This window comes from Micrococcus sp. KRD096 (assembly GCF_017168495.1).
In the GTDB taxonomy this organism is placed as follows: domain Bacteria; phylum Actinomycetota; class Actinomycetes; order Actinomycetales; family Micrococcaceae; genus Micrococcus; species Micrococcus luteus.
The window spans coordinates 69,503-92,176 of record NZ_JABFAY010000012.1 but is presented as its reverse complement, the minus strand read 5'-3'; the positions used below and the strand labels follow the sequence as shown (position 1 = coordinate 92,176).

Below are 22,674 nucleotides of genomic sequence, written 5' to 3'. Positions count from 1 at the left end.
GGGGTGGGCCAGCGCTCCAGCCACTCCCGCCAGCGGGGCAGCACCCTCACGACCGGCGTCTGCTGGAGCATGATCTCCGAGACGAGCACGCCCCACGGGGAGCAGTCCGGGCTGCGCCAGGGCAGGTCCCGGGCGTGGACGGCGAACCACCCCAGCACCGCGTCGTGCAGGCGCGGCACGTCCACCGTGGGCGGGACGAGGGGGGCGGGCGCGGGCATGGCGTCCACTGTAGGGCGCGCCGCCGCCTACCCTGGATCGCATGCCGTTTCTTCCGACTTCCCTCGGGTCGAAGCCGTCCCCCGCCGTCTACCGCCGCCGGCGGCTCGTGGCCGCCCTGCTCGCCCTCGTGCTCCTGCTCCTGGTGGGGTGGGCCGTCGTGTCGCTCGTCCGCGCCGGGATCGACGCCTTCTCCTCCGAGGACGCCGACCCCTCCGCCGCCCCGACGCCGGTGCACTCCCCGTCGCCCGCCCCGGCGACGGACGCCGAGTCCGGCTCCGCCTCGCCCACCGTGGCCCTCGAGGACGCGGCCGAGTGCCAGCCCTCGGACCTGCGGATCGCCGCCTCCGCGGACCGGTCCGAGTACCAGCGGGGCGAGGAGGCCGAGCTGCGCCTGGGCATCACGAACCTCTCCTCGACCCCGTGCCGTAAGGATGTGGGCACGGCCCGGCAGGAGTTCACGATCCGCACGGCCGAGGGCGACGACGTCTTCTCCACCCGCATCTGCCAGGCGGACCCCGCGGAGGCCCCGCGGGTGCTGTACCCGCACGAGGAGCTCACCGCCGTGTACCGCTGGTCCGGCCGCGCCTCGAGCCAGGACTGCGGCCGCCCCGGCGCTCTCGCGGAGCCCGGGCCCCATCTGCTGACGGTCAGCCTCGGCGACGTCACCTCCCGCCCCGTCGCGCTGAAGATCCTCGAGGAGCTCGCCCCGGGGGCCCAGGACGGCGGCTCCTCGGCCACCCCCTCCTCGAGCGGCAGCGCCTCCCCGTCGGGGTCCGCCTCCGACCCGGCGTCGGCCTCAGCTCCGGCGTCCGCCTCGCCCTCCCCGGTGTCGGCCTCGCCCTCCGCGGCGCCCGCCACGACCACCGACCCGTCGCCGTCGCCGTCCCGCTGAGCCGGGCGCGTCGTCAGCGGCCGGGGCCAGCCTCCGGACGCGCGGCCGGGCCGCCGCCGGTCCACGTGGGGATCGTGGCGAGGGCCTCGCCGATCGAGCCGACCTCCGCCACCGTGAAGCCCGCCGGGACGTCCCCGAGCGGCTCGGGGGAGCGGGGGACCAGCGCGCGGGTGAAGCCCAGCCGCGCGGCCTCGCGCACCCGTCGCCCGATGCCGGGCACCGGGCGCACCTCCCCGGCCAGCCCGAGCTCGCCGACCGCGATCATCCCCTGCGGGACGGGGGCCGAGAGCTTCGCCGAGGCCACGGCGACGGCCACGGCCAGGTCCGAGGCGGGCTCCGAGAGTCGCACGCCGCCCACGGTGGCCACGTAGCAGTCGTCCTGGGCGAGGGCGAAACGGGCCCGGCGCTGGAGCACGGCCAGGAGCATGTTCACGCGCGCCGCGTCCACGCCGGAGACGGTGCGGCGCGGGCTGCCGCCGGCGGACGGGGTGAGCAGGGACTGCACCTCGGCCACGAGCGGGCGCCGGCCCTCGAGCGTCACCGTCACGCACGTGCCCTCGACCGGCTCCGAGACGCCCGAGAGGAACAGACCGGAGGGGTCGTCCAGGGACTCGATGCCGTCCTCCCGCAGATCGAAGCAGCCGACCTCGTCCGTGGGCCCGAAGCGGTTCTTCACCGCACGCACCAGGCGCAGCCGTGAGTGGCGGTCCCCCTCGAACTGGCAGACCACGTCCACGAGGTGCTCGAGCAGCCGCGGACCCGCGATGGTCCCGTCCTTCGTCACGTGGCCCACCAGGACCGTGGTGATCCCCTTCTCCTTGGCCGTGCGGATGAGGCTGGCCGCCACCTCGCGCACCTGGCTGACGCCCCCGGCGATCCCGTCCACCTCGGTGGACTGCAGGGTCTGCACGGAGTCCACGATCACCAGCTCCGGGTCCGTCCGCTCGATCTGCCCCAGCGCCCGACCCAGGTCCGTCTCCGCCGTCAAGCGCAGGGTGTCCGCGATCGCCCCGATCCGGTCTGCGCGGGAGCGCACCTGCGCCGCCGACTCCTCACCCGTCAGGTACAGCACCGAGCGCGGACCGCCGCCGCCCGCGCCGCGGGCCGTCTGGGCGGCCACGTCCAGCAGCAGCGTGGACTTGCCGATGCCCGGCTCGCCGGCCAGCAGGATCACCGCGCCCGGCACGAGGCCGCCGCCGAGCACACGGTCCAGCTCGCGCACCCCCGTGGAGCGGAACGAGGCCAGCGTGGCGTCCACGTCCGCGATGCGCGGCGCGACCTCCGCGACCGTGGCCGCGCGCGTGCGGCCGGTGGTGGACGTCAGGCCGATCTCCTCGACCGTGCCCCACGACTGGCACTCCCCGCAGCGGCCGACCCACTTCACGGTGGTCCAGCCGCATTCGGTGCAGCGGTATCCGGGGGCGCGCTTCGGGGCGGTCTTGGTGGCCATGCGCCCACTCTAGGATCCGGGGCGGACGCGTTAACCGGCCCGCAGGCGGCCCCGACGTCGACCGCCGGGGCCGCGCGCCGCCGTCGGGCTCAGACGCGGGGCAGGTAGGCCCGCGCCTCGTCGTGCTCGGCGCCCGTGGCCTCGATGAGGTCCACCATCATGGGCCGCAGCAGCATCACGAGCGCCTCGCCGTGCACGGATCCGCCGCCCAGCTGGTGCGGGTCCAACGCGGACGCGGACGCCCCCAGGGCGTCCCGCGCCACGGACAGCGAGCGATGGCGGCCCTCGGCCTGCGGCTCCACGAGGGAGCGGTGCAGGATCTCGACGGCGTCCGCGGCGTCGTCGAACCAGGCTGCCAGGCGCTCGCGGTCGTCGTCGTCGAACACGCCCTCGTCCAGGACCGAGACCACCCGCCGGGCCACGATCCGCAGGGAGCGCACCGCCAGGTCCGAGCGGTCCGCCGCGTTCACCGCGTCGTCCACGAAGGAGCGCGAGGAGCGGTGCAGCGGGTTGAACACGGTCTGCTCATGCGTGACGCGCAGCTCCTTGCGCAGCGCCTCCAGCGTGGTGTGCGTGCCGCGGCTGGCCACGAGCGCCATCCAGGCGGTGCGGGAGTCGTCCTCCCGCAGGGCCCGGGAGAGGTCGCGCAGCACCGTGGCGATCGAGTCGTAGAGCCCACCCAGCTGACGCACCGCGGGACGGCGCACGTCCTGGGGCGAGAGGAACGTGACGAGCAGGGCCAGGACGCCGCCCACGATCGCGTCCTGGCTGCGGACGAACGGCCCTCCCGTGCCGATGGGCAGGAGGACCACGAGGACGGACTGCAGGGACATCTGCATCGTGAACGTGGCGCCGGAGTCCAGGAACCGGGCCACCATCACGGACACGAACAGGACCACCGAGGCCTGCCACAGGCCGCGGCCGAGCCCGACCATGAGCAGGTCCCCGATCAGGATGCCCACGGTGCAGCCGACGGCGACCTCGGCCACCTTGCGCAGCTTCGGCTCCCGTTGGAAGCCGAGGGCGATCAGCAGGGCGGTGGAGGCGAACAGGGGCTGCTGGTGGCCCAGGACGGCCTCCGCGAACCAATAGGCGCCCACCGCGCAGACCGCGACGAGGGCGGCCTGGCCCACGGAGGAGCGGACGCGGGACCAACCCGCACGGGCGCGCCGACGCAGGAAGCGGCCGAGGCGCTCCCCGCGGGTCTGGGGGTCGACCATCGGCACCGTGCCCGTGGCGGTGGCGAAGCGGTCCGTCATGCGGCCAGCCTAGTCCGACGCCGCGGAGCCCCCGCCGTGCGAGGCTCAACCAAGCATTGTGACCCACGGCACAGCTCATTCCTGCGAATGCCGCTCCCGTTCACCATCTGTTCACCCCGGCCGAGCACTCGATTCACCTCTGGACCGTACGGTCGAGTGCGGTGCAGAACCGGGCCAGCCGGACGCTCTGCCCTCACCGTCGTCATCCGATTGAAAGAGGCTCTTCGTGAAGGCTCTCCGCTTCGGCCGCTCCGCCGCCCTCCTGTCCGTGGCCGCCATCGCCCTGACCGCCTGCTCCTCCGCGGACAGCGGCAACGGCGGCTCCGATGCCTCCGGCTCCGCCGGCGGCGAGCAGGGCACCACCTCCGAGGTCCAGGGCAACCTGGTCGGCGCCGGCGCCTCCTCGCAGGAGGCGGCCATGACCGCCTGGACCCAGGGTGTCACCGAGACCGCTCCGAACCTGACCGTGCAGTACTCCCCGGACGGCTCCGGTGCCGGTCGTGAGAAGTTCCTCGCCGGTGCCACCTCCTTCGCCGGCTCCGACGCCGCCCTCAAGGAGGAGGAGGCTGAGTCCGCCAAGGAGAACTGCGGCGACGAGGGCGCGTTCCACGTGCCGGCCTACATCTCCCCGATCGCCGTGGCCTACAACCTGCCGGGCGTCGATGACGTCAAGATGGACGCCGAGACCATCGCCAAGGTGTTCTCCGGCGAGATCAAGAACTGGAACGACGAGGCCATCGCCGCGCAGAACGAGGGCGTCGAGCTGCCCGACACCCCGATCACCGTCGTGCACCGTTCCGACGACTCGGGCACCACCGAGAACTTCACCGCCTACCTCACCGAGGCCGCCGGCGATGCCTGGTCCTACGACGAGGTCGAGACCTGGCCGTCCGACATCACCGCCGAGTCCGCCCAGGGCACCAAGGGTGTCGTGGGCCTGGCCTCCCAGACCGAAGGCGCCATCACCTACGCCGACGCCTCCGCCGTGGGCGAGCTGGGCACCGTGTCCGTGAAGGTCGGCGAGGAGTACGTGAAGTACTCCGCCGAGGCCGCGGCCGCGACCGTCGAGAAGTCCGAGGCCAAGGAGGACGGCTCGATCGAGCTCGACCGCGCCACCGACGAGTCCGGCGTGTACCCCGTCGTGCTGGTCTCCTACCACATCTACTGCAACCAGTACGAGTCGCAGGAGACCGTGGACCAGGTCAAGGCCTTCGCCGAGTACGTCGTGTCCGAGGACGGTCAGAAGACCGCCGAGGAGTCCGCGGGCAACGCCCCGATCTCCGAGGACACCCGCAAGAAGGCCATGGAGCGCATCGAGGCCATCTCGGTCAAGGGCTGATGTCGCTTCTTGTCGGCTGACCCACCGCCGCTTCGGCCGCCGGGCCCCACGGGCCCGGCGGCTGAAGCCGCGTCAGGGCGCTCGTTCGTCGCGGCCCGTCCATCACCATGCACGTCGATCTGAGGGAAGGCACTGTGTCCTCAACCACCAACGAGGCGGCACCGAAGTCGTCCAGCCTGCGCGGCCCCCGCCGCGGAGCCGCCGGAGACAAGCTCCTCTCCGGCGGGGCCCTGGCGGCCGCCGTCCTGATCCTGCTCGTGCTCGCCTTCGTGGCGGTCTTCCTCCTGACGGAGGCGTGGCCTGCCCTGCAGCCGGGCGCGGAGCTCGTGTCTGCGGACTCCTTCTTCCAGTACGTGTGGCCGCTCATGGCCGGCACCGTGATGGTGTCGATCATCGCTCTGCTCATCGCCACCCCGGTCGCGATCGGTGTCGCCCTGTTCATCTCGCACTATGCGCCCCCGCGCATCGCGCAGTCGGTGGGCTTCGTGATCGATCTGCTGGCCGCGATCCCCTCCGTGGTCTACGGCGTGTGGGGCTGGCTGACGCTCGCTCCGCTGATGGTGCCGATCTACGGCTGGCTCAACGAGAACCTGGGCTTCATCCCGTTCTTCGGCGGCTCGGCCACCACCACGGGCCGCACCCTGCTGACCTCGGGCGTCGTGCTGGCCGTGATGGTCCTGCCGATCATCACCGCGCTCTGCCGTGAGATCTTCACCCAGACCCCGAAGCTCCACGAGGAGGCCGCGCTCGGCCTCGGCGCCACGCGCTGGGAGATGATCAAGATGACCGTGTTCCCGTTCGCCCGGGCCGGCATCGTCTCCTCGATCATGCTCGGCCTCGGCCGCGCGCTCGGCGAGACCATGGCGGTCACCATGGTGCTCTCCGGCGGCGTCTTCTCCTGGTCGCTCGTGGAGTCCGGCAGGAACCAGACGATCCCGTCGGAGATCGCGCTCAACTTCCCCGAGGCGTTCAACATGCGCCTGCACGAGCTGATCGCTGCCGGTCTCATGCTCTTCATCATCACCCTGGCGGTGAACATGATCGCCCGCGCGATCGTGAACAAGCACAAGGAATTCTCGGGAGCCAACTGACATGAGCACTGTCTCGACTTCTCCCCGGGCCACCGAGGACAACGTGACGCCGCGGCGTCACTCCCTGACCGAGGGTCAGAAGCCCGGCTGGACCTGGATGGCCGTCGCAGCTGCCGCGGCCGTCGTCGCCGCCGGCCTGACCGTGCTGCTCAGCGGCGCCTTCAACGTCGTCGGTTTCGTGATCATCGCCGCCATCCTCTACATCGCGGGGCTCTACGTGGCCACCCGCGTGATGGAGAACCGGCGCCGCGCCGCAGACGGCCTGTGCCGCAACCTCGTGTGGCTGGCGTTCCTCGTGGCCCTGGTGCCGCTGGTCTCCGTGCTGTGGTCGGTCCTCTCCGCCGGTCTGCCGACCCTGATCGCCAACCCGCAGATCATGGCGTACGACATGAAGGGCATCACCGGCATCGACGACTCGGCGTGGGTGGAGGACGGCAAGCCCGCCGGCGGGCTCGCGGGCGGTTTCGGCCACGCCCTGATCGGCACCGTCGTGATCACGATCATCGCGACCCTGATCTCCGTGCCGATCGGCATGCTCACCTCCATCTACCTGGTGGAGTACAGCCGCGGCGGCTGGTTCTCCCGCGCCATCGTGTTCTTCGTGGACGTCATGACCGGCATCCCCTCGATCGTGGCCGGCCTCTTCGCCTACGCCGCGATCACGTGGGTCCTGACCCTGGTCACCGGCAGCAAGTCCACCGCACTGCAGTCCGTGCAGATGGGTCTCACGGCCGCGATCGCCCTCTCCGTGCTGATGATCCCCGTGGTCGTCCGTTCCACGGAGGAGATGCTCCGTGTGGTGCCCAACGAGCTGCGCGAGGGCGCCTACGCCCTCGGCGTCCGCAAGTGGCAGACCATCGCCAAGGTGGTCCTGCCCACCGCGATCTCCGGCATCGCCTCCGGCGTCACCCTGGCCATCGCCCGCGTGGCGGGCGAGACCGCGCCGATCCTCGTGACGGCCGGCTTCGCCACCAGCATCAACTGGAACCCGTTCGACAACTGGATGACCGCGCTGCCGGTGTACATCTACCGCCAGCTGGTCGCCCCGACCTCGCCCACAGCGGCGGACCCCTCGACCGCCCGCGCCTGGGCAGCCGCCCTGCTGCTCGTGACCATCGTCATGCTGCTCAACCTGGCGGCACGGTTCATCGCCAAGGCGTTCGCCCCCAAGAAGGGCCGGTGAGGCCCGGCCGCCCGGAATCCCCCGGGCGGCCGGCCCCGACCCCGTCGCACCCCCCAGAGACTTCCACGAAGGAACAGAACCACTCATGTCCAAGCGCATCCAGGCCATCGACGTCGATGTCTTCTACGGCAAGTTCAAGGCCGTCGAGGGCGTCAACATCGACATCGCCCCCCGCTCCGTCACCGCCTTCATCGGCCCCTCCGGCTGCGGCAAGACCACCTTCCTGCGCAGCATCAACCGCATGCACGAGGTGCTCCCCGGCGCCACCGTGGACGGCCAGCTCCTGCTCGACGGCGAGGACATCTACGGGCCCGGTGTGGACCCGGTCCGCGTCCGTTCCCAGATCGGCATGGTCTTCCAGCGCCCGAACCCGTTCCCCACGATGTCCATCCGGGACAACGTGCTGGCCGGCTACAAGCTCAACGGCACCCGCCTGAACAAGTCCCGTGCGGACGAGCTCGTGGAGAAGTCCCTGCGCGGCGCCAACCTGTGGAACGAGGTCAAGGACCGCCTCGACAAGCCCGGCTCCGGCCTCTCCGGCGGTCAGCAGCAGCGTCTGTGCATCGCCCGCTCCATCGCGGTGCAGCCCGACGTGATCCTCATGGACGAGCCCTGCTCCGCGCTCGACCCGATCTCCACCCTCGCCGTCGAGGACCTGATCAACGAGCTCAAGGAGGAGTACACGGTCATCATCGTCACGCACAACATGCAGCAGGCCGCGCGCGTGGCGGACAAGACCGCGTTCTTCAACATCCAGGGCGTCGGCAAGCCCGGCAAGCTGATCGAGTACGACGACACCAACGTCATCTTCAACAACCCCTCGAGCCAGCAGACCGAGGACTACGTCTCCGGCCGCTTCGGCTGAGCCGCCCCGCGCTCCGTCCCCGACCCCGGCCGGCTGCACGCCGGGCGGGGTCGCGGCGTCTGCGGGGCCGGGCGTCGTCGGGCGCGGCCTCAGGCCAGCGGGACGAGGGCCAGCGTGCCGAGGAGGCCGAGGAGCGCGCAGGCCACCGGCGTGAGCACCCACCAGCCGACCACGCGCAGCACGGTGGGCCAGCGCACGGACGCGTAGGTCTGCGTCTGGCCGGCGCCCACGATGGCCGCCGTCGCCGTGTGGGTGGAGGACAGGGGCAGGTGGAACACCAGGGATCCGACGAACAGCAGGCCCGCGGGGATGACGGCGGCCACGGACGCCCGCAGGGGGTCGAGGCGCACGAGACGCTCGGTGAGGGTCCAGGCGATCCGCCAGGCGCCGCCCAGCGTGCCGAGCCCGACCGCGAGGGCGAACAGGAACGCGCCCCCCACGAACTCGGCCGTCAGGGCGTCCGGCGCCAGGACGGACCCGGACCCCACCAGCACGGCGGCCCACAGCACCCCCATGCGCTGACCGGCCTGCAGGCCGTGGCCCATGGCCATGGCGCTGGCGGAGATGCCCAACGCGACGCGGGCCCGGTGCTGGACGTTGACCGTGGTGCCGCGGGTGGCGAGCCGCATGGCGGGCGCGGTGAGCAGGCGGGCGAGCGCCCACGCGATCAGGGGCGAGAGCAGCAGGCTGAGCAGCACCTCGGCGCGGACGAGGTCGAAGATGGTGTGGGCGACGTCGATGTGCAGGCTCAGGCGCACGGCGAGGTGGCTGCCCGCCAGCGCGGAGATCAGCGCGTGCGTGCTGGAGCCGGGCAGGCGCCGCCACCACAGCAGCAGACCCCACACGAGGGTCACCGCGCAGGACACGCCCACGGCCAGGGGGCCGATCTCGCTGCGCACCGCGGGCGAGGTGAAGTAGTGCACGCTCAGCGTGATGAGCCCGATGCCCAGCAGGGCGCCCACGGTGTTGACCGCTCCGGTCAGGAGGAGGGCTCCGCGCGGGGTCAGCGCCCGGTACCGGACAGGCAGCGCCGCGGCGTTGGGGGCGTCACGGAACCCCATCAGCGCGCCGACGGCGCACAGCAGCACGAGGACGACGGCGAGCCCCGCGGTCACGGCGCCTCCACCGGCTCAGGACTCACGGACGAGCACCATGCCCAGGTCCATGTTCACGCGGGAGAGGGCCTCGAGCGCCGCGTGCAGCGCCCAGGCGACCTCGCGCTGGCGGTTGTAGTCGCGCTGCAGCAGGTCCATGCCGAGATCGGCGAGCCACTCGACCATGATCCGCTCCGTGCGGCGGGAGGCGCGCAGCAGCTGCATCCACGTGGCCTCCAGGGCGTCGAGGTCGCGCATCTCGGCGGCGCCGCGGGCGAGCAGCTCGGCCTGCCGGCCCACGGTCTCCAGGACGTCGAGGGCATGCGTCGGCAGCTCCTCGAGGTCGGCCCGCTGGATCAGCACGCCCGCCGACACGACGCGCCGGGTGGTCGCGTGCACGCCGCTGGCCAGCCGGTAGAGGTCCTGACGGGGCAGCGGAGTCACGTAGGCGCTGCGCAGCGCGGTGAGGAAGGCCATGAGGGTGGCGCTCGAGGACGAGTCGAGCTCCTCGAGCTCACGGGCGGCACGGTCCGCCTCGGGTCCGCGGGTCCCCGCGACCTGGGCCACCAGATGCACGGACCGGTGCAGGGCCTCGGCGAGGTCCGCCATGTGGCGCAGCGCCGGGGTGTCGCGCGTGACGAGCCAGGGCATGCGGGGGGACATGGGCAGCGGTCGCTCTCTCGTCGACGGGTGGCGAAGGGGTCGACGACGACGCCGGACCGGGAACGCCTCTCGGCGGAAGGCCGCTCGCAGCGGCTATGTGTTGGAGCCCGGGGTTACCAGCGGCCCGGCGCCGTCCCCTTCAGTCTAGCGATCCGTCCCGAAACGCTCGACCCGCCGCCTCCAGGGCGTCGGCGGTGCTGACCAGGCGCGCGGCCCGGCGGGTGAGGGCGGCGGCGCGGTCCGGGGCGGCGGCCTCGGAGCCCTCGGCGTGCTCGACCTGGCCCAGGGCCACGACGCGGGCGTAGGCCGCGGCGCGCTCGAACGCGACGTCGATCTCGGAGCGGTAGGCGCCCGTGAGGATCGTGTCCGTGAGGCGGCGCAGCTCGGCCGGCCCCGGCGGCTCGACGGCGCCCGCCACGACGCGCGAGGCGTAGGCGGCATGCCCGGCGCGGTACCAGGCGGCCCAGCGCTCGCCGTCGCGGGTCGTCGCCTCCTGGAGCGCGTACAGGCGCCACAGGGCGCCGGCGAGCGAGACGGGCGGGGCGTCCGCCCACAGCTCGGCGAGCGTCTCGACACCGAGCTCGCGGACCAGCCCGACCAGCCGCTCGACGACGGCCGGGTCCTCCTCCGCGCGGCCGCCGGCCACGAGGGCGTGGGCCAGGCGCGAGGCCGCCGCGGCCACTTCCTGCGGGTCTTCGCCGCCGGCGAAGTGCGTGAGCTCCTGCGGTTCCGAGAGGCGGGGCCGGTGGGGGCGCAGCACGCCCGAGGCGCTCGAGCTGGCGCCGCGGCCGGCGGGCAGGCGGTGACGTGCCATGGGCGGGCTCCCTTCGAGGGCGCATCGGGGTGGGGATGTGGTCGCCGGAGGCGGCGGCCCCGTCCACGGTAGTGCCCCGGACGCCTGGGCTACCATCGGAGGGCACCCGCGAGGGTCGCCGTCGTCGGCCGCGCGCCGTCGTCGTCGGCCGCGGGTGGGGGCCTTTAGCTCAGCTGGCAGAGCATCGGACTTTTAATCCGCCGGTCGCGGGTTCGATCCCCGCAGGGCCCACCGGAAAGCGGCCCCTGACCAGGCATGACGCCCGGTCAGGGGCCTCTCCCTAGGATGGAGCCATGAGCCCCACGCCCCCACCAGTCACCGAGACGATCAGTTCCGGCCACAGCGTGGTGTGGTCGCGCCCGCCGGCGGAGCGCGCGGGCACGGACCTGGTGCTCGTGTTCCACGGCTACGGCTCCAACGAGGTCCGCGCGGCGCGCCGCCACTTCCCGATGCTCCCGGAGCGGTGCACCGGCCTGGCGGTGCGCGGCGGCTTCGAGATCGACGAGACGGCGTCCGAAGGCCCGGGCGACCCCGGCGCGCACGGCTGGTTCCTGCTCGACCTGCTGCTGCAGTCCGACTTCGCCCAGGTGCTCGCCGCCGCCCACCGCGTGTTCGACGTGCTCTCCGCCGAGGAGGTCGTGGCGGCCGGCTTCCGCACGGTCTCGGTGCTCGGCTTCTCCCAGGGCATGGCCATGGCGACGACGGTCCTGCGTCTGCGCCCCGAGGCGTTCACCTGCGGTGTGGGCCTGAGCGGCTTCGCCGTCGACAACGAGCTGCTGGCCATGCTCGACTCCCCGGCCGAGGGACCGGGCCCGCGCCCGTTCTTCTGGGGCCGGGACGCCGAGGATCCCGTGATCCATCCGGACGCCGTCGCCCACACCCGCGCGTGGGCCGAGGAGCACACCCGCCTGACCGTGCGCACCTACCCCGGGATCCTGCACGGGACCGGCCCCGACGAGGTCCGTGACGTGCGCATCTTCCTCGAGCACTCCCTGCGCGCGGCGACGCCCGGGTCCTGACCGCGGGGGTCGCGCGCCGATACTGTGGCGCGCATGGCAAAGAACTCGACGATCGGCCGGTACGCGTCCGGGAAGGTGAAGGACTTCGGGCTGAAGTCGGCACTCGATGAGAACGGCGAGCCCACGGAGGGCTTCGAGAAGGCCCTCTCCACGGTGTTGGCGGTCCAGCGCCCCCTGGTCCTGAAGAACATCCAGCGCATGGCGGCGAAGCACCCGGGGGAGAGCCCGGAGCGTCTCGCCGAGCGGCTCGGGCAGCAGTACCTGACCACCGTCACGGGGGCCGGTGCCGCCGTGGGCGGCACCGCGATCGTCCCGGGCATCGGCACCGTGGCCGCGCTCGGCCTGTCCGGTGCCGCGGTCGCCGGCTTCATGGAGGCCACCGCCCTCTACGCGCAGTCCCTCGCCGAGCTGCACGGCATCACCACGCAGGACCCGCAGCGCGCCCAGGCCCTCGTCATGGGCCTCATGCTCGGCGACGACGCCAAGGAGCTGCTCCGCGAGGCCGCCGCCAAGGCCGGCCGTCCCTACGACCCGCAGTCCAGCCTCAACGCGCTCGCGGGCACCGCATCGGGCACCGGCATCAGCGCGTTCGTGGTGGATCGCCTCAAGAGGACGTTCATGCGCAAGATGCGCCTGCGGCAGGGTGCCGGCTTCGTGGGCCGCGCCGTGCCGTTCGGCGTGGGCGCCGTGATCGGCGGCGTGGGCAACCGCGCCATGGGCAAGGCCGTGATGGAGAACGCCGCGGAGCTCTTCAGCCCCCTGCCGATGGTGATCCCCGGCGAGATCCGCGAGGGCGCCGCACAGGGGCGCGCCGATGGCACCAAGGACGACGGCGGCGTCTTCGGTGCGATCCGTCGCGCCCTGCCCGGCGGCAAGGACGAGAAGGACAAGCCCGCCGCCTGACGGCCTCGTCCCCGCGCTTTCGAACGTGAGAGAGGCCCAATCTCACGTTCGAAAGCGCCCATTCGCCCCATTCCACGTTCGAAAGTGCGGGGCGGGAGCCGCGTCTCAGAGGAACAGTGTCGCCACCCCGTGGATCGCCAGGCCCGCGAGCGCGCCGACGACCGAGCCGTTGATGCGGATGAACTGCAGATCCTTGCCCACGAACAGCTCGAGGGTGCGCGCGGTCTGCTCGCCGTCCCAGCGGGCGACCGTCTCCTCGATCACCCCGGTCAGCGCCGGGCCGTAGGAGCTCAGCGCATACGCTGCGGCGCGGCGGGCGTGGCCGTCCACGCGGTCGCGCAGCTCGGGGTCCTCCTGCAGGCGGGCGCCGAGGTCGCGCAGGGCGGCCACGAGCGCGCGATGCAGGTCGGAGGACGGGTCCTCGAGCGCGTCCAGGAGCGAGTCCCGCAGGGAGACCCAGGCCCGCCCGGCCCACGCGCGCAGCCGTTCGTCCGCGAACAGGTTCCGCTTGAACCGTTCCACCGAGGCGCGGGTGGCCGGCTCGTTCCGCATCTCGTCGGCGAGGCGGTCGAGCCAGTCGTCGACGGCGCGGCGGGCCTCGTGCTGCCGGTCGCGGCGGATGCCGGCGAGGTATTTGAGGGTCTCGGCGTGCAGTCGCTCGGCGAGGAGGCGGTCCACGAGGTCCGGGCTCCACTCGGGGGAGCGGCGGCGCACCGTCTCGACGAACAGCTCGGGGTGGGCGGCCACCCAGTCCCCGGTGTGGGCGACCACGAGGTCCACCACGCGCTCGTGGTGCCGGCCGGCCACCACGTCCTCCAGCACGCCCGCGAGCGTGGGGGACCAGTCCGGGGCCACCATGTGGCGTTCCATCAGCTGGCGCAGCAGCTCCTGGACGGCGTCGTCGTCGGCCGCGGCCATGGCGCCCCGGGCCGCCGTCGCGATCTCCCGGGCGGTGCGGGCCGCGTTCTCCTCACGGCGCAGCCAGCCGCCGGCGGCCTCGGCCACCTTCAATCCGTCGACCTTCTCGTGGGCGACCTCCGAGTCCAGGAAGTTCTCCTGCACGAACTCGGTCAGCGCGGCGCCGAGCTGGTCCTTCTTCCGCGGGATCAGGGCGGTGTGCGGCACGGGCACCCCCATCGGGTGGCGGAACAGCGCCGTGACCGCGAACCAGTCCGCCAGCGCGCCGACCATGCCGCCCTCCGCGGCGGCGCGCACGTAGCCCCACACCGGGTGGGCGTCCTGCAACGGGAACGCGACCACGAACACCACGGCCAGCAGGATGAGCAGCCCCAGGGCGACGGCCTTCATGCGCCGCAGGCCCGCCGCGCGTTCGAGGGCGCCGGCGCTGAGCAGCTGCTGGGCGGGGTCGGGGGAGAAGGACACGGCAGGCTCCTGATCGCGTGCACCGAATGGTCCCCACCAGTTAACCAGCCGGGCACCCTGCGGTGACGTGGTCGGCACACGCGCTCCCTAGCCTGGCGGCGTGCCCGCCCTCGTGATCGCCCACCGCGGTGCCTCCGCCGCCTTCCCCGAGCACACCCGCGCCGCCATGCTCCACGCCCTCGCCGTGGGCGCGGACGGTCTCGAATGCGACGTCCAGCTCACGCGGGACCGCGAGGTCGTCTGCTGGCACGACCCCACCGTGGACCGCACCTCGGACGGGCACGGCGCCGTCGCGGACCACACGCTCGAGCGTCTGCGCGGCCTCGACGTCGTCTCGTGGCACGCCCGGCGCCCGGGGGCCGAGCCCACCACGACGACGGCGCCGCCCGCCGCGTACGGCGGCGCGGGGGAGCAGGTGCTCACCCTGGCCGACCTCCTGGCGATCGCGACGGCCGCGGACCGGCCGCTGCGACTGGCCGTGGAGCTCAAGCACCCCTCCCCGTTCGGGCATGAGCTCGAGGAGCGGGTGCTGCGGGAGCTGCTGCGGGCCGGCTGGGACCCGGAGACCGGCCGGGTGGGTCAGGTGCAGGTGTCCCTCATGAGCTTCCACCCGGACGCGCTGCGCCACGTGGCGCCGCTGGCCGGCACGGACCCCCTCTGCCCCCTGATGGACCTCATGCCGACGGAGCTGCCGACCCGGCTCGCGCGGGGGCCGCTGAGCCGGGCGGCGGTGCGCGCGGCGGCGCGCCAGTCGCTGGCCGGGTCCGAGGCGCTCGTCTGGCGCGGCCGGGCCGGGCTGGCGGGGCCCTCCGTGGCCTACGTGCGGGAGCACCTGGCGGACGTGAAGGCGTGGCTGGCGGCGGGGCGACGCCTGCGGGTGTGGACCGTCGACGAGCGCGAGGACGCCGAGTTCCTCCTCGCCCAGGGGGTGCAGGAGCTCACCACCAACCGTCCGGAGGACGTGCTGCGCTGGGTCCGCGAGCGGGCCGCCGCGCGTCGGGAGCGGATGCCCACCGGGGCTTGAGGGCGCCGCGCCGCACGCGCAGACGAGGCCCGCGTTGCGTCCCCGCCCGCGCTTGTGGCTATAGTCACATCCAGGACCGTGCTCCAGGTCACATCCGACGGCGCGGTCCCCTCGCACCCGCGTCTCGGCTGAGACCTCTCCCGGAGGAGCCCCCATGGCCACCCGTCTGCGTCACCGACTCCTGTCCGCCGCCGCGCTCACCGCGGCCGGCGCCCTGCTCGTCACCGGCTGCGCCCAGAGCCAGCGCGACGGCGGCGGCTCCGGCGGCTCGGGCGGGGGCGACGCCGCCCAGGTGGACGGCTCGTTCATCTTCGCCGCGTCCTCGGACCCCAAGAGCCTCGATCCGGCGTTCGCGAACGACGGCGAGACCTTCCGGGTCTCCCGTCAGATCTTCGAGGGCCTCGTGGGCACGAAGCCGGGCACCGCGGACCCCGCGCCGCTGCTGGCCGAGTCCTGGGAGTCCTCGGAGGACGGCCTGACCCACACGTTCCAGCTGAAGGAGGGCGTGACCTTCCACGACGGCGAGCCGTTCAACGGGGAGGCCGTGTGCGCCAACTTCGACCGCTGGTACAACTTCACGGGCATCCAGCAGTCGGAGACCCTCTCGTACTACTACGGCAAGCTGTTCCGCGGCTTCGCGGACAAGCCCGAGGACGCCGTCTACCAGGAGTGCGAGGCCACCGGCGAGCACGAGGCCACGATCACGCTCGCTCAGCCGTTCGCGGGCTTCATCTCCTCCCTGTCCCTGCCGGCCTTCGCCATGCAGTCGCCGAAGGCGCTCGAGGAGTACAAGGCGGACGAGGTGGGCGGCACGGCCGAGTCGCCGCAGCTGTCCGAGTACGCCCGGGCCCACCCCACCGGCACCGGCCCCTACAAGTTCGAGTCCTGGAGCGTGGGTGAGGACGTCAAGCTCACCGCCAACGAGGACTACTGGGGTGAGGGCGGCGACGTCACGGACATCACCTTCCGCGTGATCGACGACCCGGTGGCCCGCCGTCAGGCGCTCGAGGCCGGGGATGTCGACGGCTATGACCTCGTGGCCCCCGCGGACACCACGGCCCTGTCCGAGGCCGGCTTCAACGTGGTGGCCCGCGACCCGTTCACCATCCTCTACCTGGGCCTGAACCAGGAGAAGGAGGAGCTCCAGGACGTCCGGGTGCGCCAGGCGATCGCCCACGCGATCGACAAGGACGCCCTGATCGCGCAGACCCTCCCCGAGGGCACGGAGCCCGCCACCCAGTTCATCCCGAAGTCCGTGAACGGGTACAGCGAGGACGTCACCACGTACGAGCACGACCCCGCCAAGGCCAAGGCGTTGCTCGCCGAGGCCGGCTACCCGGACGGCTTCACGATCGACTTCAACTACCCCACCGGCGTCTCGCGCCCGTACATGCCGACCCCCGAGCAGGCGTTCTCCAACCTCTCGAGCCAGCTGGCCGAGGTGGGCATCACGGTGAACGCGAAGCCGGCCAAGTGGAGCCCGGACTACCTCGACCAGGTGCAGGGCTCCGCGGACCACGGCATCCACCTGCTGGGCTGGACCGGCGACTACAACGACACGGACAACTTCGTGGGCGTGTTCTTCGGCCAGGAGAAGCCCGAGTTCGGCTTCACCGACGAGGAGCTGTTCTCCGCCCTCGAGGAGGCCCGCCAGATCCCGACGCTCGAGGAGCAGACGCCGAAGTACCAGGAGATCAACGAGCAGATCTCCGAGATCGTCCCGGCGGTCCCGCTCGCCCACCCGGCCCCGTCGCTGGCCTTCGACAAGCGCGTGGCCTCCTACCCGGCGAGCCCGGTCAACGACGAGGTCTTCAACGAGATCGACCTGACCGAGTGAGCCCGGCGGGCCGGGGACGACCCGCCCCGCCCGCGACGACGACCGGCCCGGCCCCCGCGCCGGCATGGAGGCCCCTCGTGCTCAGACTCATCGGCAAGCGCCTGCTGCTGCTGATCCCCACCCTGTTCGGACTGTCCGTCCTGCTGTTCGTGTGGGTCCGCAGCCTGCCCGGCGGCCCCGCCACCGCCCTGCTCGGCGACCGCGCCACCCCCGAGGCCGTGGCCCGGGTGAACGCGGCGTACGGCTTCGACAAGCCGCTGCTCGAGCAGTACGTCACCTACATGGGGCGGCTGCTGCGCGGCGACTTCGGCACCTCGATCATGACGAATCGGCCCGTGGTCGAGGAGTTCGCGGACCGTTTCCCGGCCACGCTGGAGCTCTCGATCTTCGCGATCGTGTTCGCGGTGGTCATCGGCATCCCGCTCGGCTACTGGGCCGCCCGCCATGTGGGCCGGTGGCAGGACGACGTCGCCGTCGTGCTGTCCCTGATCGGCGTGGTGGTGCCCGTGTTCTTCCTGGCGTTCATCCTCAAGTGGGTGTTCGCGGTGAAGCTGGGCTGGCTGCCCACCGACGGCCGGCAGGACCCGCGGATCGACGCCACCCACTACACGAACTTCTACGTGTGGGACGGCATCATCACCGCCGAGTGGGACGCGGCCCTGAACGCGCTGACCCACCTGGTGCTGCCCGGCATCGCGCTGGGCACCATCCCGCTGGCGATCATCGCGCGCATCACCCGCGCCTCCGTGCTGGACGTGCAGGACGCGGACTTCGTGCGCACGGCCCGCGCCAAGGGCCTGGCCCCGCGCCTCATCCGGGACCGGTTCATCATGCGCAACGCCCTGCTGCCGGTGAGCACCACGCTCGGCCTGCAGCTGGGCCTGCTGATCTCCGGGGCGGTGCTCACCGAGACGGTGTTCGCGTTCAACGGGATCGGCCGGTTCCTCGCCCAGGCGATCTTCCAGCTCGACTTCCCGGTGCTGCAGGGCTTCATCATCTTCATCGCCCTGCTCTACTCGCTGATCAACCTGGTCGTGGACGTCTCCTACGGCCTCATCGACCCGAGGGTGCGTGTCTCATGAGCGTGAACCTGCCCCCCAGCCCCGGCGGCGGACCCACCGAGCACGCCGTCGAGCACGCGCTGGCGCCCGTCGAGGCCGGGGCCACCCAGGCGACCACCGAAGCCGCCGCGGACGCGCGCGGCACCTCCGTGTGGGGCGCCGCGTTCCAGCGGCTGCGCCGCAACCCGGCCGCGATCGCCGGCGCCGTGATCGTGCTGCTCTTCGTGCTCGTGGCCGTCCTCGCCCCGGTGCTGGCCCCGTACGCGGGCACGGCCACACCCGGCATGCGCGAGATCCGCCCCACCCACGTGCCCGGCCCCGGCGAGGTGGCCGGCTACCCGCTGGGCCTGGACCGCTTCGGCGGGGACGTGCTCTCCAAGCTGATCTGGGGCGCGCAGGCCTCGCTGCTCATCGGCGTCATCTCGACGGCGTTCGGCCTGGCCGGCGGCATGCTGCTCGGCCTGCTGGCCGGCACGTTCGGCGGCTGGGTGGACTCCGTGGTGATGCGCGCCGTGGACATCCTGCTCTCGGTGCCGAACCTGCTGCTGGCGGTGTCCATCGCGGCGATCCTCGGGCAGACCCCGTTCGCGGTGATGATCGCGATCGGGGTGGCGCAGGTGCCCGTGTTCGCGCGGCTGCTGCGGTCCTCGATGCTCACGCAGAAGGGGTCGGACTACGTGCTCGCGGCGCAGACCCTCGGCCTCTCGCGCGGACGGATCACGATGTCCCACGTGCTGCCGAACTCGCTGGGCCCCGTGATCGTGCAGGCCACGCTCACGCTGGCCACGGCCGTGATCGACGCGGCCGCCCTGTCCTTCCTCGGCCTCGGCGGCGGCCGCCCCGAGACCGCCGAGTGGGGCCGCATGCTCACCTACGCGCAGGCCGAGCTGGGCATCAACCCGTGGCTCGCGTTCCTGCCCGGCCTGTGCATCGCCATCACCGCGCTCGGCTTCACCCTGCTGGGCGAGTCCCTGCGCGAGGCCCTCGACCCGACCTCCCGGAGGCGCTGACCATGGACCCCAAGCACGACGACGGCGCGCCCGGCCCCGGCACGACACCCGCGGTCCCCGCAGCCGGCGCCCCGCTGCTGGAGATCCGCGACCTGGATGTGGAGTTCACCACCCAGCAGGGCACCGTGCAGGCCGTGGAGGGCGCGTCCCTCACGCTCCCGGCCGGCGGCACGCTGGCGATCGTGGGCGAGTCCGGCTCGGGCAAGTCCACCACCGCGATGGCCGCGATCGGCCTGCTGCCCGGCAACGGCCGGGTCGCGGCAGGCTCCGTCCGCTTCGCGGGCGAGGAGCTCGTGGGCCTGCCCGAGTCGCGGATGCGCGGCATCCGTGGCCGCCGGATCGGGCTGGTGCCGCAGGACCCGATGTCCAACCTCAACCCCGTGACCCGGGTGGGTCAGCAGATCGGGGAGACCCTGCTGACCCACGGCATGGCGACGAAGAAGGACGTGGGGGCCGCCGTCGTCGAGGTGATGGAGCGCGCCGGTATCCCCGAGCCCGCGCGACGGGCCAAGCAGTATCCGCACGAGCTCTCGGGCGGTCTGCGCCAGCGCGTGCTGATCGCCATCGGCCTGGCGTGCCGGCCGCAGCTGCTGATCGCGGACGAGCCGACCTCCGCCCTGGACGTGACGGTGCAGCAGGTGATCCTGGACCAGATCGGCGAGATGACCCGCGAGCTCGGCAGTTCCGTGCTGCTGATCACCCATGACCTCGGCCTCGCGGCCGAGCGGGCGCAGCAGCTCGTGGTGATGCACCGCGGCCGCGTGGTGGAGTCCGGCGACGCACGGGCCATCCTCGAGGACCCGCAGCACGCCTACACCCGCTCGCTCGTGGCGGCCGCGCCGTCGGTGGCGGCGGCCCGCCTGCTGCCCGAGGCCTTCGATCCCGCGCCCGTCGCACTGGCCGAGGACGACACGGCGGCCCTGACCACGGTGGCCCTGGCGAAGCAGGACCTCACCCCGCTTGTGGAGATCCGCGACCTCACCAAGGTCTATCCCGTGCGCGGGCACGAGGACTTCACCGCCGCGAAGGACGTCTCCCTGAAGATCCCGCGCGGCAAGACCGTCTCGATCGTCGGCGAGTCCGGCTCCGGCAAGACGACGACGGCGCGCATGCTGCTCAAGCTGATCGAGCCGACCTCGGGCGAGATCACCTTCGAGGGCAAGGACGTGCTGGCGCTGAAGGGGGAGGGGCTCAAGGACTTCCGGCAGCGCGTGCAGGCCGTGTTCCAGGACCCCTTCTCCTCGCTCAACCCCTCGTTCACGGTGGGCCGGATCATCGAGGAGCCGCTGCAGACGTACCGGCGGGGCAACGCCACGCAGCGGCGGGCGCGCGTGCTCGAGCTCATGGACCAGGTGGCCCTGCCCTCCCACTTCCACCGCCGGTACCCCGCCGAGCTCTCGGGCGGACAGCGCCAGCGCGTGGCGATCGCCCGGGCGCTCGCGCTGAACCCGGAGCTGATCGTGTGCGACGAGCCGGTCTCCGCGCTGGACGTGCTCGTGCAGGACCAGATCCTCACGCTGCTGCGCCGCCTGCAGGACGAGCTGGGGCTGAGCTACCTGTTCATCTCGCACGACCTGGCGGTGGTGCGGCTCATCTCCGACTACGTGTGCGTCATGAAGGACGGCCGGGTGGTGGAGGCGGCCAGCTCCGAGGAGGTCTTCACCAACCCCCGGCACCCGTACACCCGCCGCCTGCTCGCCTCGATCCCGGGCAACGAGCTGGGCATCGCCGTCGAGGCGGACGGGACGCACGTGTGAAGCACCGCGGAGTGATGTGAGCGGCGTCGCCCCGTGCGTGATACTTGCTGCATCACTCGCATCCCCGATCGCAGGAGCATCCCATGGCCCACGCCGTCGACCCCGGGCGCCCCGTGCACAACCCGGACATCGTCGGGTTCACCGACGCCGAACTGAACGAGACGCCGATCCGCCCGCGCTGGAACTCCCTCGGCCCGGGCATCGTCGCCGCGGCCACGGGCGTGGGCGCGGCGGACCTGGTGGCCACCCTGACCGCCGGCTCCCGCTACGGCTACATGCTGCTGTGGGCCGTGGTGCTGGGCGTGATCTTCAAGATCGTGCTCGTGGAGGGCGTGGGCCGCTACTACCTCTCCACCGGCAAGACGATCTTCCAGGGTTGGCGCACCCTCGGGGCCTGGACGTCCTGGTACTTCGGCCCGTACATCCTCATCTGGGGCATCGTGTACGGGGCGACGGCGATGTCCTCCACCGCCCTGCCGCTCGCGGCGCTGTTCCCCGGGGTGGACAGCAAGGTGTTCGCGATCGCCTCGGGCCTGATCGGCCTGGGGCTGGTTTGGCTGGACAGGTACCGGCTCATCGAGTGGCTCATGACGGTGCTGATCGGCGTCATGTTCGTGACCGTGCTGCTCTCGGCGGCACTGACCGTTCCGAACCTGGGCGCGATCCTGGCCGGTCTCGTGCCGCGCCTGCCCTCCGGCGATCCCCAGGCCATGTTCTACGTGCTCGGCCTCGCCGGCGGCGTCGGCGGCACCATCACGCTCGCGGCCTACGGCTACTGGCTGCGCGAGAAGGGCTGGAACGTCCCGAAGTACCTGAAGGTCATGCGGTTCGACAATGCGACCTCGTACATCCTCACGGGCATCTTCGTGATCGCCACCATGGTCATGGGCGTGGAGCTGCTGCACTCGGCGGGGCTGGCGATCTCCTCGGGCGACAAGGGCCTGCTCGACGTCGGCGACGTGCTGGCCGAGCGCTACGGCTCGGCGTGGTCCACGGTGTTCCTCATCGGATTCTTCGCCGCGTCCTTCTCCTCCCTGCTGGGCGTGTGGCACGGCGTCTCGCTGATGTTCGCGGACTTCTGGACGAACTTCCGCCGGCCCGCCGAGGAGCTGGACCAGGACGACGCGCCGTCGCTGTCCTCGAAGCCCGGCCGCTTCTTCCTGCTGTGGCTGACCCTGCCGCCCATGGCGCTGCTGTTCCTGGACCGGCCGATCTTCCTGATCCTGCTCTACGGCACGCTCGGCGCCCTGTTCATGCCGTTCCTGGCCGTGACCCTGCTGTTCCTCAACAACACGAAGGACGTGCCGCGGCAGTTCCGCAACGGCTGGGTCCGCAACACCCTGTTGGGCCTGACCGCGGCCGTGTTCGTGGCGATCGGCGTGAACGAGCTGCTCAAGGCCCTGCAGCCGGTGCTCGGGGGGTGAGCCGGCGGCGGGGGGCGGGGCACACTGGTGCCATGATCGTCGCCTTCTCCGTCGCCCCCTCCGGCCAACCCGCCGACGCCGAGCACCTGCCCGGCGACGCGGACACCGCGTCCGTGCACCGGGCGGTGGCGGCCGCCGTCGCCGTGGTGCGCGCCTCCGGCCTGCCGCACCGCACCTCCTCGATGTTCACCGAGATCGAGGGGGAGTGGGACGAGGTGATGGAGGTCGTGCGCGCCGCCGTGGACGCCGTGTCCCCGTACGGCACACGCGTCTCGCTCGTGCTGAAGGCGGACATCCGCCCCGGCCACACCGGCGAGCTGGACGGCAAGCTCGAGCGCCTCGAGTCGGCCCTCGCCGAGGACGAGGGGCGGCGCGCCGCCCCGGCCC

General features: G+C 72.5%; 20 protein-coding genes, 1 tRNA gene and 1 pseudogene. 15 read left to right on the top strand and 7 right to left on the bottom strand.

Annotated elements, in window-relative coordinates:
- Positions 1 to 218 (bottom strand): annotated as a pseudogene (locus J1M41_RS05530) (A/G-specific adenine glycosylase); the annotation flags it as partial.
- Between the two features lie 41 nt (positions 219 to 259).
- On the opposite strand from J1M41_RS05530, the gene J1M41_RS05525 reads away from it, so the two are divergent.
- Entirely contained in the window at positions 260 to 1,111 is an 852-nt protein-coding gene (locus tag J1M41_RS05525; protein ID WP_206451331.1) for a hypothetical protein, read from the top strand.
- Between the two features lie 13 nt (positions 1,112 to 1,124).
- Here J1M41_RS05525 and radA read toward each other — a convergent pair whose 3' ends face one another.
- Complete coding sequence (gene radA, locus J1M41_RS05520; RefSeq protein ID WP_073116271.1) at positions 1,125 to 2,561, bottom strand: DNA repair protein RadA; 1,437 nt, start codon at positions 2,559 to 2,561, stop codon at positions 1,125 to 1,127.
- Positions 2,562 to 2,650: 89 nt separating this feature from the next.
- Positions 2,651 to 3,820: an aromatic acid exporter family protein gene (locus J1M41_RS05515; RefSeq protein ID WP_144826702.1), complete on the bottom strand. Its 1,170-nt coding sequence runs from the start codon at positions 3,818 to 3,820 to the stop codon at positions 2,651 to 2,653.
- Between the two features lie 226 nt (positions 3,821 to 4,046).
- Here J1M41_RS05515 and pstS point away from each other — a divergent pair, with 226 nt between their 5' ends.
- The 4 genes from pstS to pstB all read left to right on the top strand — a co-directional run bounded on the left by pstS (position 4,047) and on the right by pstB (position 8,298).
- The gene (gene pstS / locus J1M41_RS05510; RefSeq protein WP_069941087.1) at positions 4,047 to 5,159 is read left to right on the top strand and encodes a phosphate ABC transporter substrate-binding protein PstS; all 1,113 of its coding nucleotides are present in this window, start codon (positions 4,047 to 4,049) and stop codon (positions 5,157 to 5,159) included.
- Between the two features lie 134 nt (positions 5,160 to 5,293).
- Positions 5,294 to 6,250, top strand: a complete 957-nt coding sequence (pstC, locus tag J1M41_RS05505) for a phosphate ABC transporter permease subunit PstC (RefSeq protein ID WP_049158632.1) — start codon at positions 5,294 to 5,296, stop codon at positions 6,248 to 6,250.
- A 1-nt stretch (position 6,251) separates the two neighbouring features.
- On the top strand, positions 6,252 to 7,433 hold the full coding sequence (gene pstA, locus J1M41_RS05500) for a phosphate ABC transporter permease PstA (RefSeq protein WP_206451330.1): 1,182 nt from the start codon (positions 6,252 to 6,254) through the stop codon (positions 7,431 to 7,433).
- Between the two features lie 85 nt (positions 7,434 to 7,518).
- The gene (pstB, locus tag J1M41_RS05495) at positions 7,519 to 8,298 is read left to right on the top strand and encodes a phosphate ABC transporter ATP-binding protein PstB (protein WP_036384205.1); all 780 of its coding nucleotides are present in this window, start codon (positions 7,519 to 7,521) and stop codon (positions 8,296 to 8,298) included.
- An 89-nt stretch (positions 8,299 to 8,387) separates the two neighbouring features.
- On the opposite strand, the gene J1M41_RS05490 is transcribed toward pstB, so the two are convergent.
- The 3 genes from J1M41_RS05490 to J1M41_RS05480 form a co-directional block, all read right to left on the bottom strand.
- Positions 8,388 to 9,413 carry an inorganic phosphate transporter gene (locus J1M41_RS05490; RefSeq protein WP_206451329.1) on the bottom strand — a complete coding sequence of 342 codons (1,026 nt, stop codon included), beginning with the start codon at positions 9,411 to 9,413 and terminating at the stop codon, positions 8,388 to 8,390.
- Positions 9,414 to 9,428: 15 nt separating this feature from the next.
- On the bottom strand, positions 9,429 to 10,055 hold the full coding sequence (locus tag J1M41_RS05485; protein WP_036314859.1) for a hypothetical protein: 627 nt from the start codon (positions 10,053 to 10,055) through the stop codon (positions 9,429 to 9,431).
- A gap of 139 nt (positions 10,056 to 10,194) precedes the next feature.
- On the bottom strand, positions 10,195 to 10,869 hold the full coding sequence (locus J1M41_RS05480) for a hypothetical protein (protein ID WP_002856103.1): 675 nt from the start codon (positions 10,867 to 10,869) through the stop codon (positions 10,195 to 10,197).
- 158 nt (positions 10,870 to 11,027) lie between these two features.
- On the opposite strand from J1M41_RS05480, the gene J1M41_RS05475 reads away from it, so the two are divergent.
- The 3 genes from J1M41_RS05475 to J1M41_RS05465 all read left to right on the top strand — a co-directional run bounded on the left by J1M41_RS05475 (position 11,028) and on the right by J1M41_RS05465 (position 12,791).
- Positions 11,028 to 11,100 (top strand) — tRNA-Lys (locus J1M41_RS05475).
- Positions 11,101 to 11,162: 62 nt separating this feature from the next.
- The gene (locus tag J1M41_RS05470; protein WP_041103593.1) at positions 11,163 to 11,888 is read left to right on the top strand and encodes an alpha/beta hydrolase; all 726 of its coding nucleotides are present in this window, start codon (positions 11,163 to 11,165) and stop codon (positions 11,886 to 11,888) included.
- 33 nt (positions 11,889 to 11,921) lie between these two features.
- Entirely contained in the window at positions 11,922 to 12,791 is an 870-nt protein-coding gene (locus J1M41_RS05465) for a hypothetical protein (RefSeq protein ID WP_036383541.1), read from the top strand.
- Between the two features lie 105 nt (positions 12,792 to 12,896).
- On the opposite strand, the gene J1M41_RS05460 is transcribed toward J1M41_RS05465, so the two are convergent.
- A complete protein-coding gene (locus J1M41_RS05460; protein WP_206451328.1) occupies positions 12,897 to 14,174 on the bottom strand; it encodes a DUF445 domain-containing protein in 1,278 nt (425 codons plus the stop codon).
- Between the two features lie 100 nt (positions 14,175 to 14,274).
- Here J1M41_RS05460 and J1M41_RS05455 point away from each other — a divergent pair, with 100 nt between their 5' ends.
- The 7 genes from J1M41_RS05455 to J1M41_RS05425 all read left to right on the top strand — a co-directional run.
- Positions 14,275 to 15,198, top strand: a complete 924-nt coding sequence (locus J1M41_RS05455; protein WP_206451327.1) for a glycerophosphodiester phosphodiesterase — start codon at positions 14,275 to 14,277, stop codon at positions 15,196 to 15,198.
- A gap of 154 nt (positions 15,199 to 15,352) precedes the next feature.
- Positions 15,353 to 17,035, top strand: coding sequence for an ABC transporter substrate-binding protein (locus tag J1M41_RS05450; protein ID WP_206451325.1), 1,683 nt, complete (start codon positions 15,353 to 15,355; stop codon positions 17,033 to 17,035).
- Positions 17,036 to 17,112: 77 nt separating this feature from the next.
- On the top strand, positions 17,113 to 18,117 hold the full coding sequence (locus tag J1M41_RS05445) for an ABC transporter permease (protein ID WP_036341532.1): 1,005 nt from the start codon (positions 17,113 to 17,115) through the stop codon (positions 18,115 to 18,117).
- The gene (locus J1M41_RS05440) at positions 18,114 to 19,106 is read left to right on the top strand and encodes an ABC transporter permease (RefSeq protein ID WP_206451323.1); all 993 of its coding nucleotides are present in this window, start codon (positions 18,114 to 18,116) and stop codon (positions 19,104 to 19,106) included. Before J1M41_RS05445 ends, J1M41_RS05440 begins: the two co-directional genes overlap by 4 nt.
- A 2-nt stretch (positions 19,107 to 19,108) precedes the next feature.
- Entirely contained in the window at positions 19,109 to 20,863 is a 1,755-nt protein-coding gene (locus J1M41_RS05435; protein ID WP_098093826.1) for an ABC transporter ATP-binding protein, read from the top strand.
- Between the two features lie 83 nt (positions 20,864 to 20,946).
- Positions 20,947 to 22,287 carry an Nramp family divalent metal transporter gene (locus J1M41_RS05430; RefSeq protein ID WP_098093824.1) on the top strand — a complete coding sequence of 447 codons (1,341 nt, stop codon included), beginning with the start codon at positions 20,947 to 20,949 and terminating at the stop codon, positions 22,285 to 22,287.
- 32 nt (positions 22,288 to 22,319) lie between these two features.
- A partial coding sequence (locus tag J1M41_RS05425) for a thiamine-binding protein (RefSeq protein ID WP_206451321.1) occupies positions 22,320 to 22,674 on the top strand: 355 nt, incomplete at its 3' end.

Excerpts from the sequence above, each read along its gene's own strand:
- pstA (WP_206451330.1), top strand. The coding sequence starts at position 6,252 with ATGAGCACTGTCTCGACTTCTCCCCGGGCCACCGAGGACAACGTGACG.
- J1M41_RS05470 (WP_041103593.1), top strand. The coding sequence starts at position 11,163 with ATGAGCCCCACGCCCCCACCAGTCACCGAGACGATCAGTTCCGGCCAC.
- J1M41_RS05485 (WP_036314859.1), bottom strand. The coding sequence starts at position 10,055 with ATGTCCCCCCGCATGCCCTGGCTCGTCACGCGCGACACCCCGGCGCTG.
- radA (WP_073116271.1), bottom strand. The coding sequence starts at position 2,561 with ATGGCCACCAAGACCGCCCCGAAGCGCGCCCCCGGATACCGCTGCACC.
- J1M41_RS05480 (WP_002856103.1), bottom strand. The coding sequence starts at position 10,869 with ATGGCACGTCACCGCCTGCCCGCCGGCCGCGGCGCCAGCTCGAGCGCC.
- J1M41_RS05440 (WP_206451323.1), top strand. The coding sequence starts at position 18,114 with ATGAGCGTGAACCTGCCCCCCAGCCCCGGCGGCGGACCCACCGAGCAC.
- pstB (WP_036384205.1), top strand. The coding sequence starts at position 7,519 with ATGTCCAAGCGCATCCAGGCCATCGACGTCGATGTCTTCTACGGCAAG.
- J1M41_RS05515 (WP_144826702.1), bottom strand. The coding sequence starts at position 3,820 with ATGACGGACCGCTTCGCCACCGCCACGGGCACGGTGCCGATGGTCGAC.
- J1M41_RS05525 (WP_206451331.1), top strand. The coding sequence starts at position 260 with ATGCCGTTTCTTCCGACTTCCCTCGGGTCGAAGCCGTCCCCCGCCGTC.
- J1M41_RS05465 (WP_036383541.1), top strand. The coding sequence starts at position 11,922 with ATGGCAAAGAACTCGACGATCGGCCGGTACGCGTCCGGGAAGGTGAAG.
- J1M41_RS05450 (WP_206451325.1), top strand. The coding sequence starts at position 15,353 with ATGGCCACCCGTCTGCGTCACCGACTCCTGTCCGCCGCCGCGCTCACC.
- J1M41_RS05435 (WP_098093826.1), top strand. The coding sequence starts at position 19,109 with ATGGACCCCAAGCACGACGACGGCGCGCCCGGCCCCGGCACGACACCC.
- J1M41_RS05430 (WP_098093824.1), top strand. The coding sequence starts at position 20,947 with ATGGCCCACGCCGTCGACCCCGGGCGCCCCGTGCACAACCCGGACATC.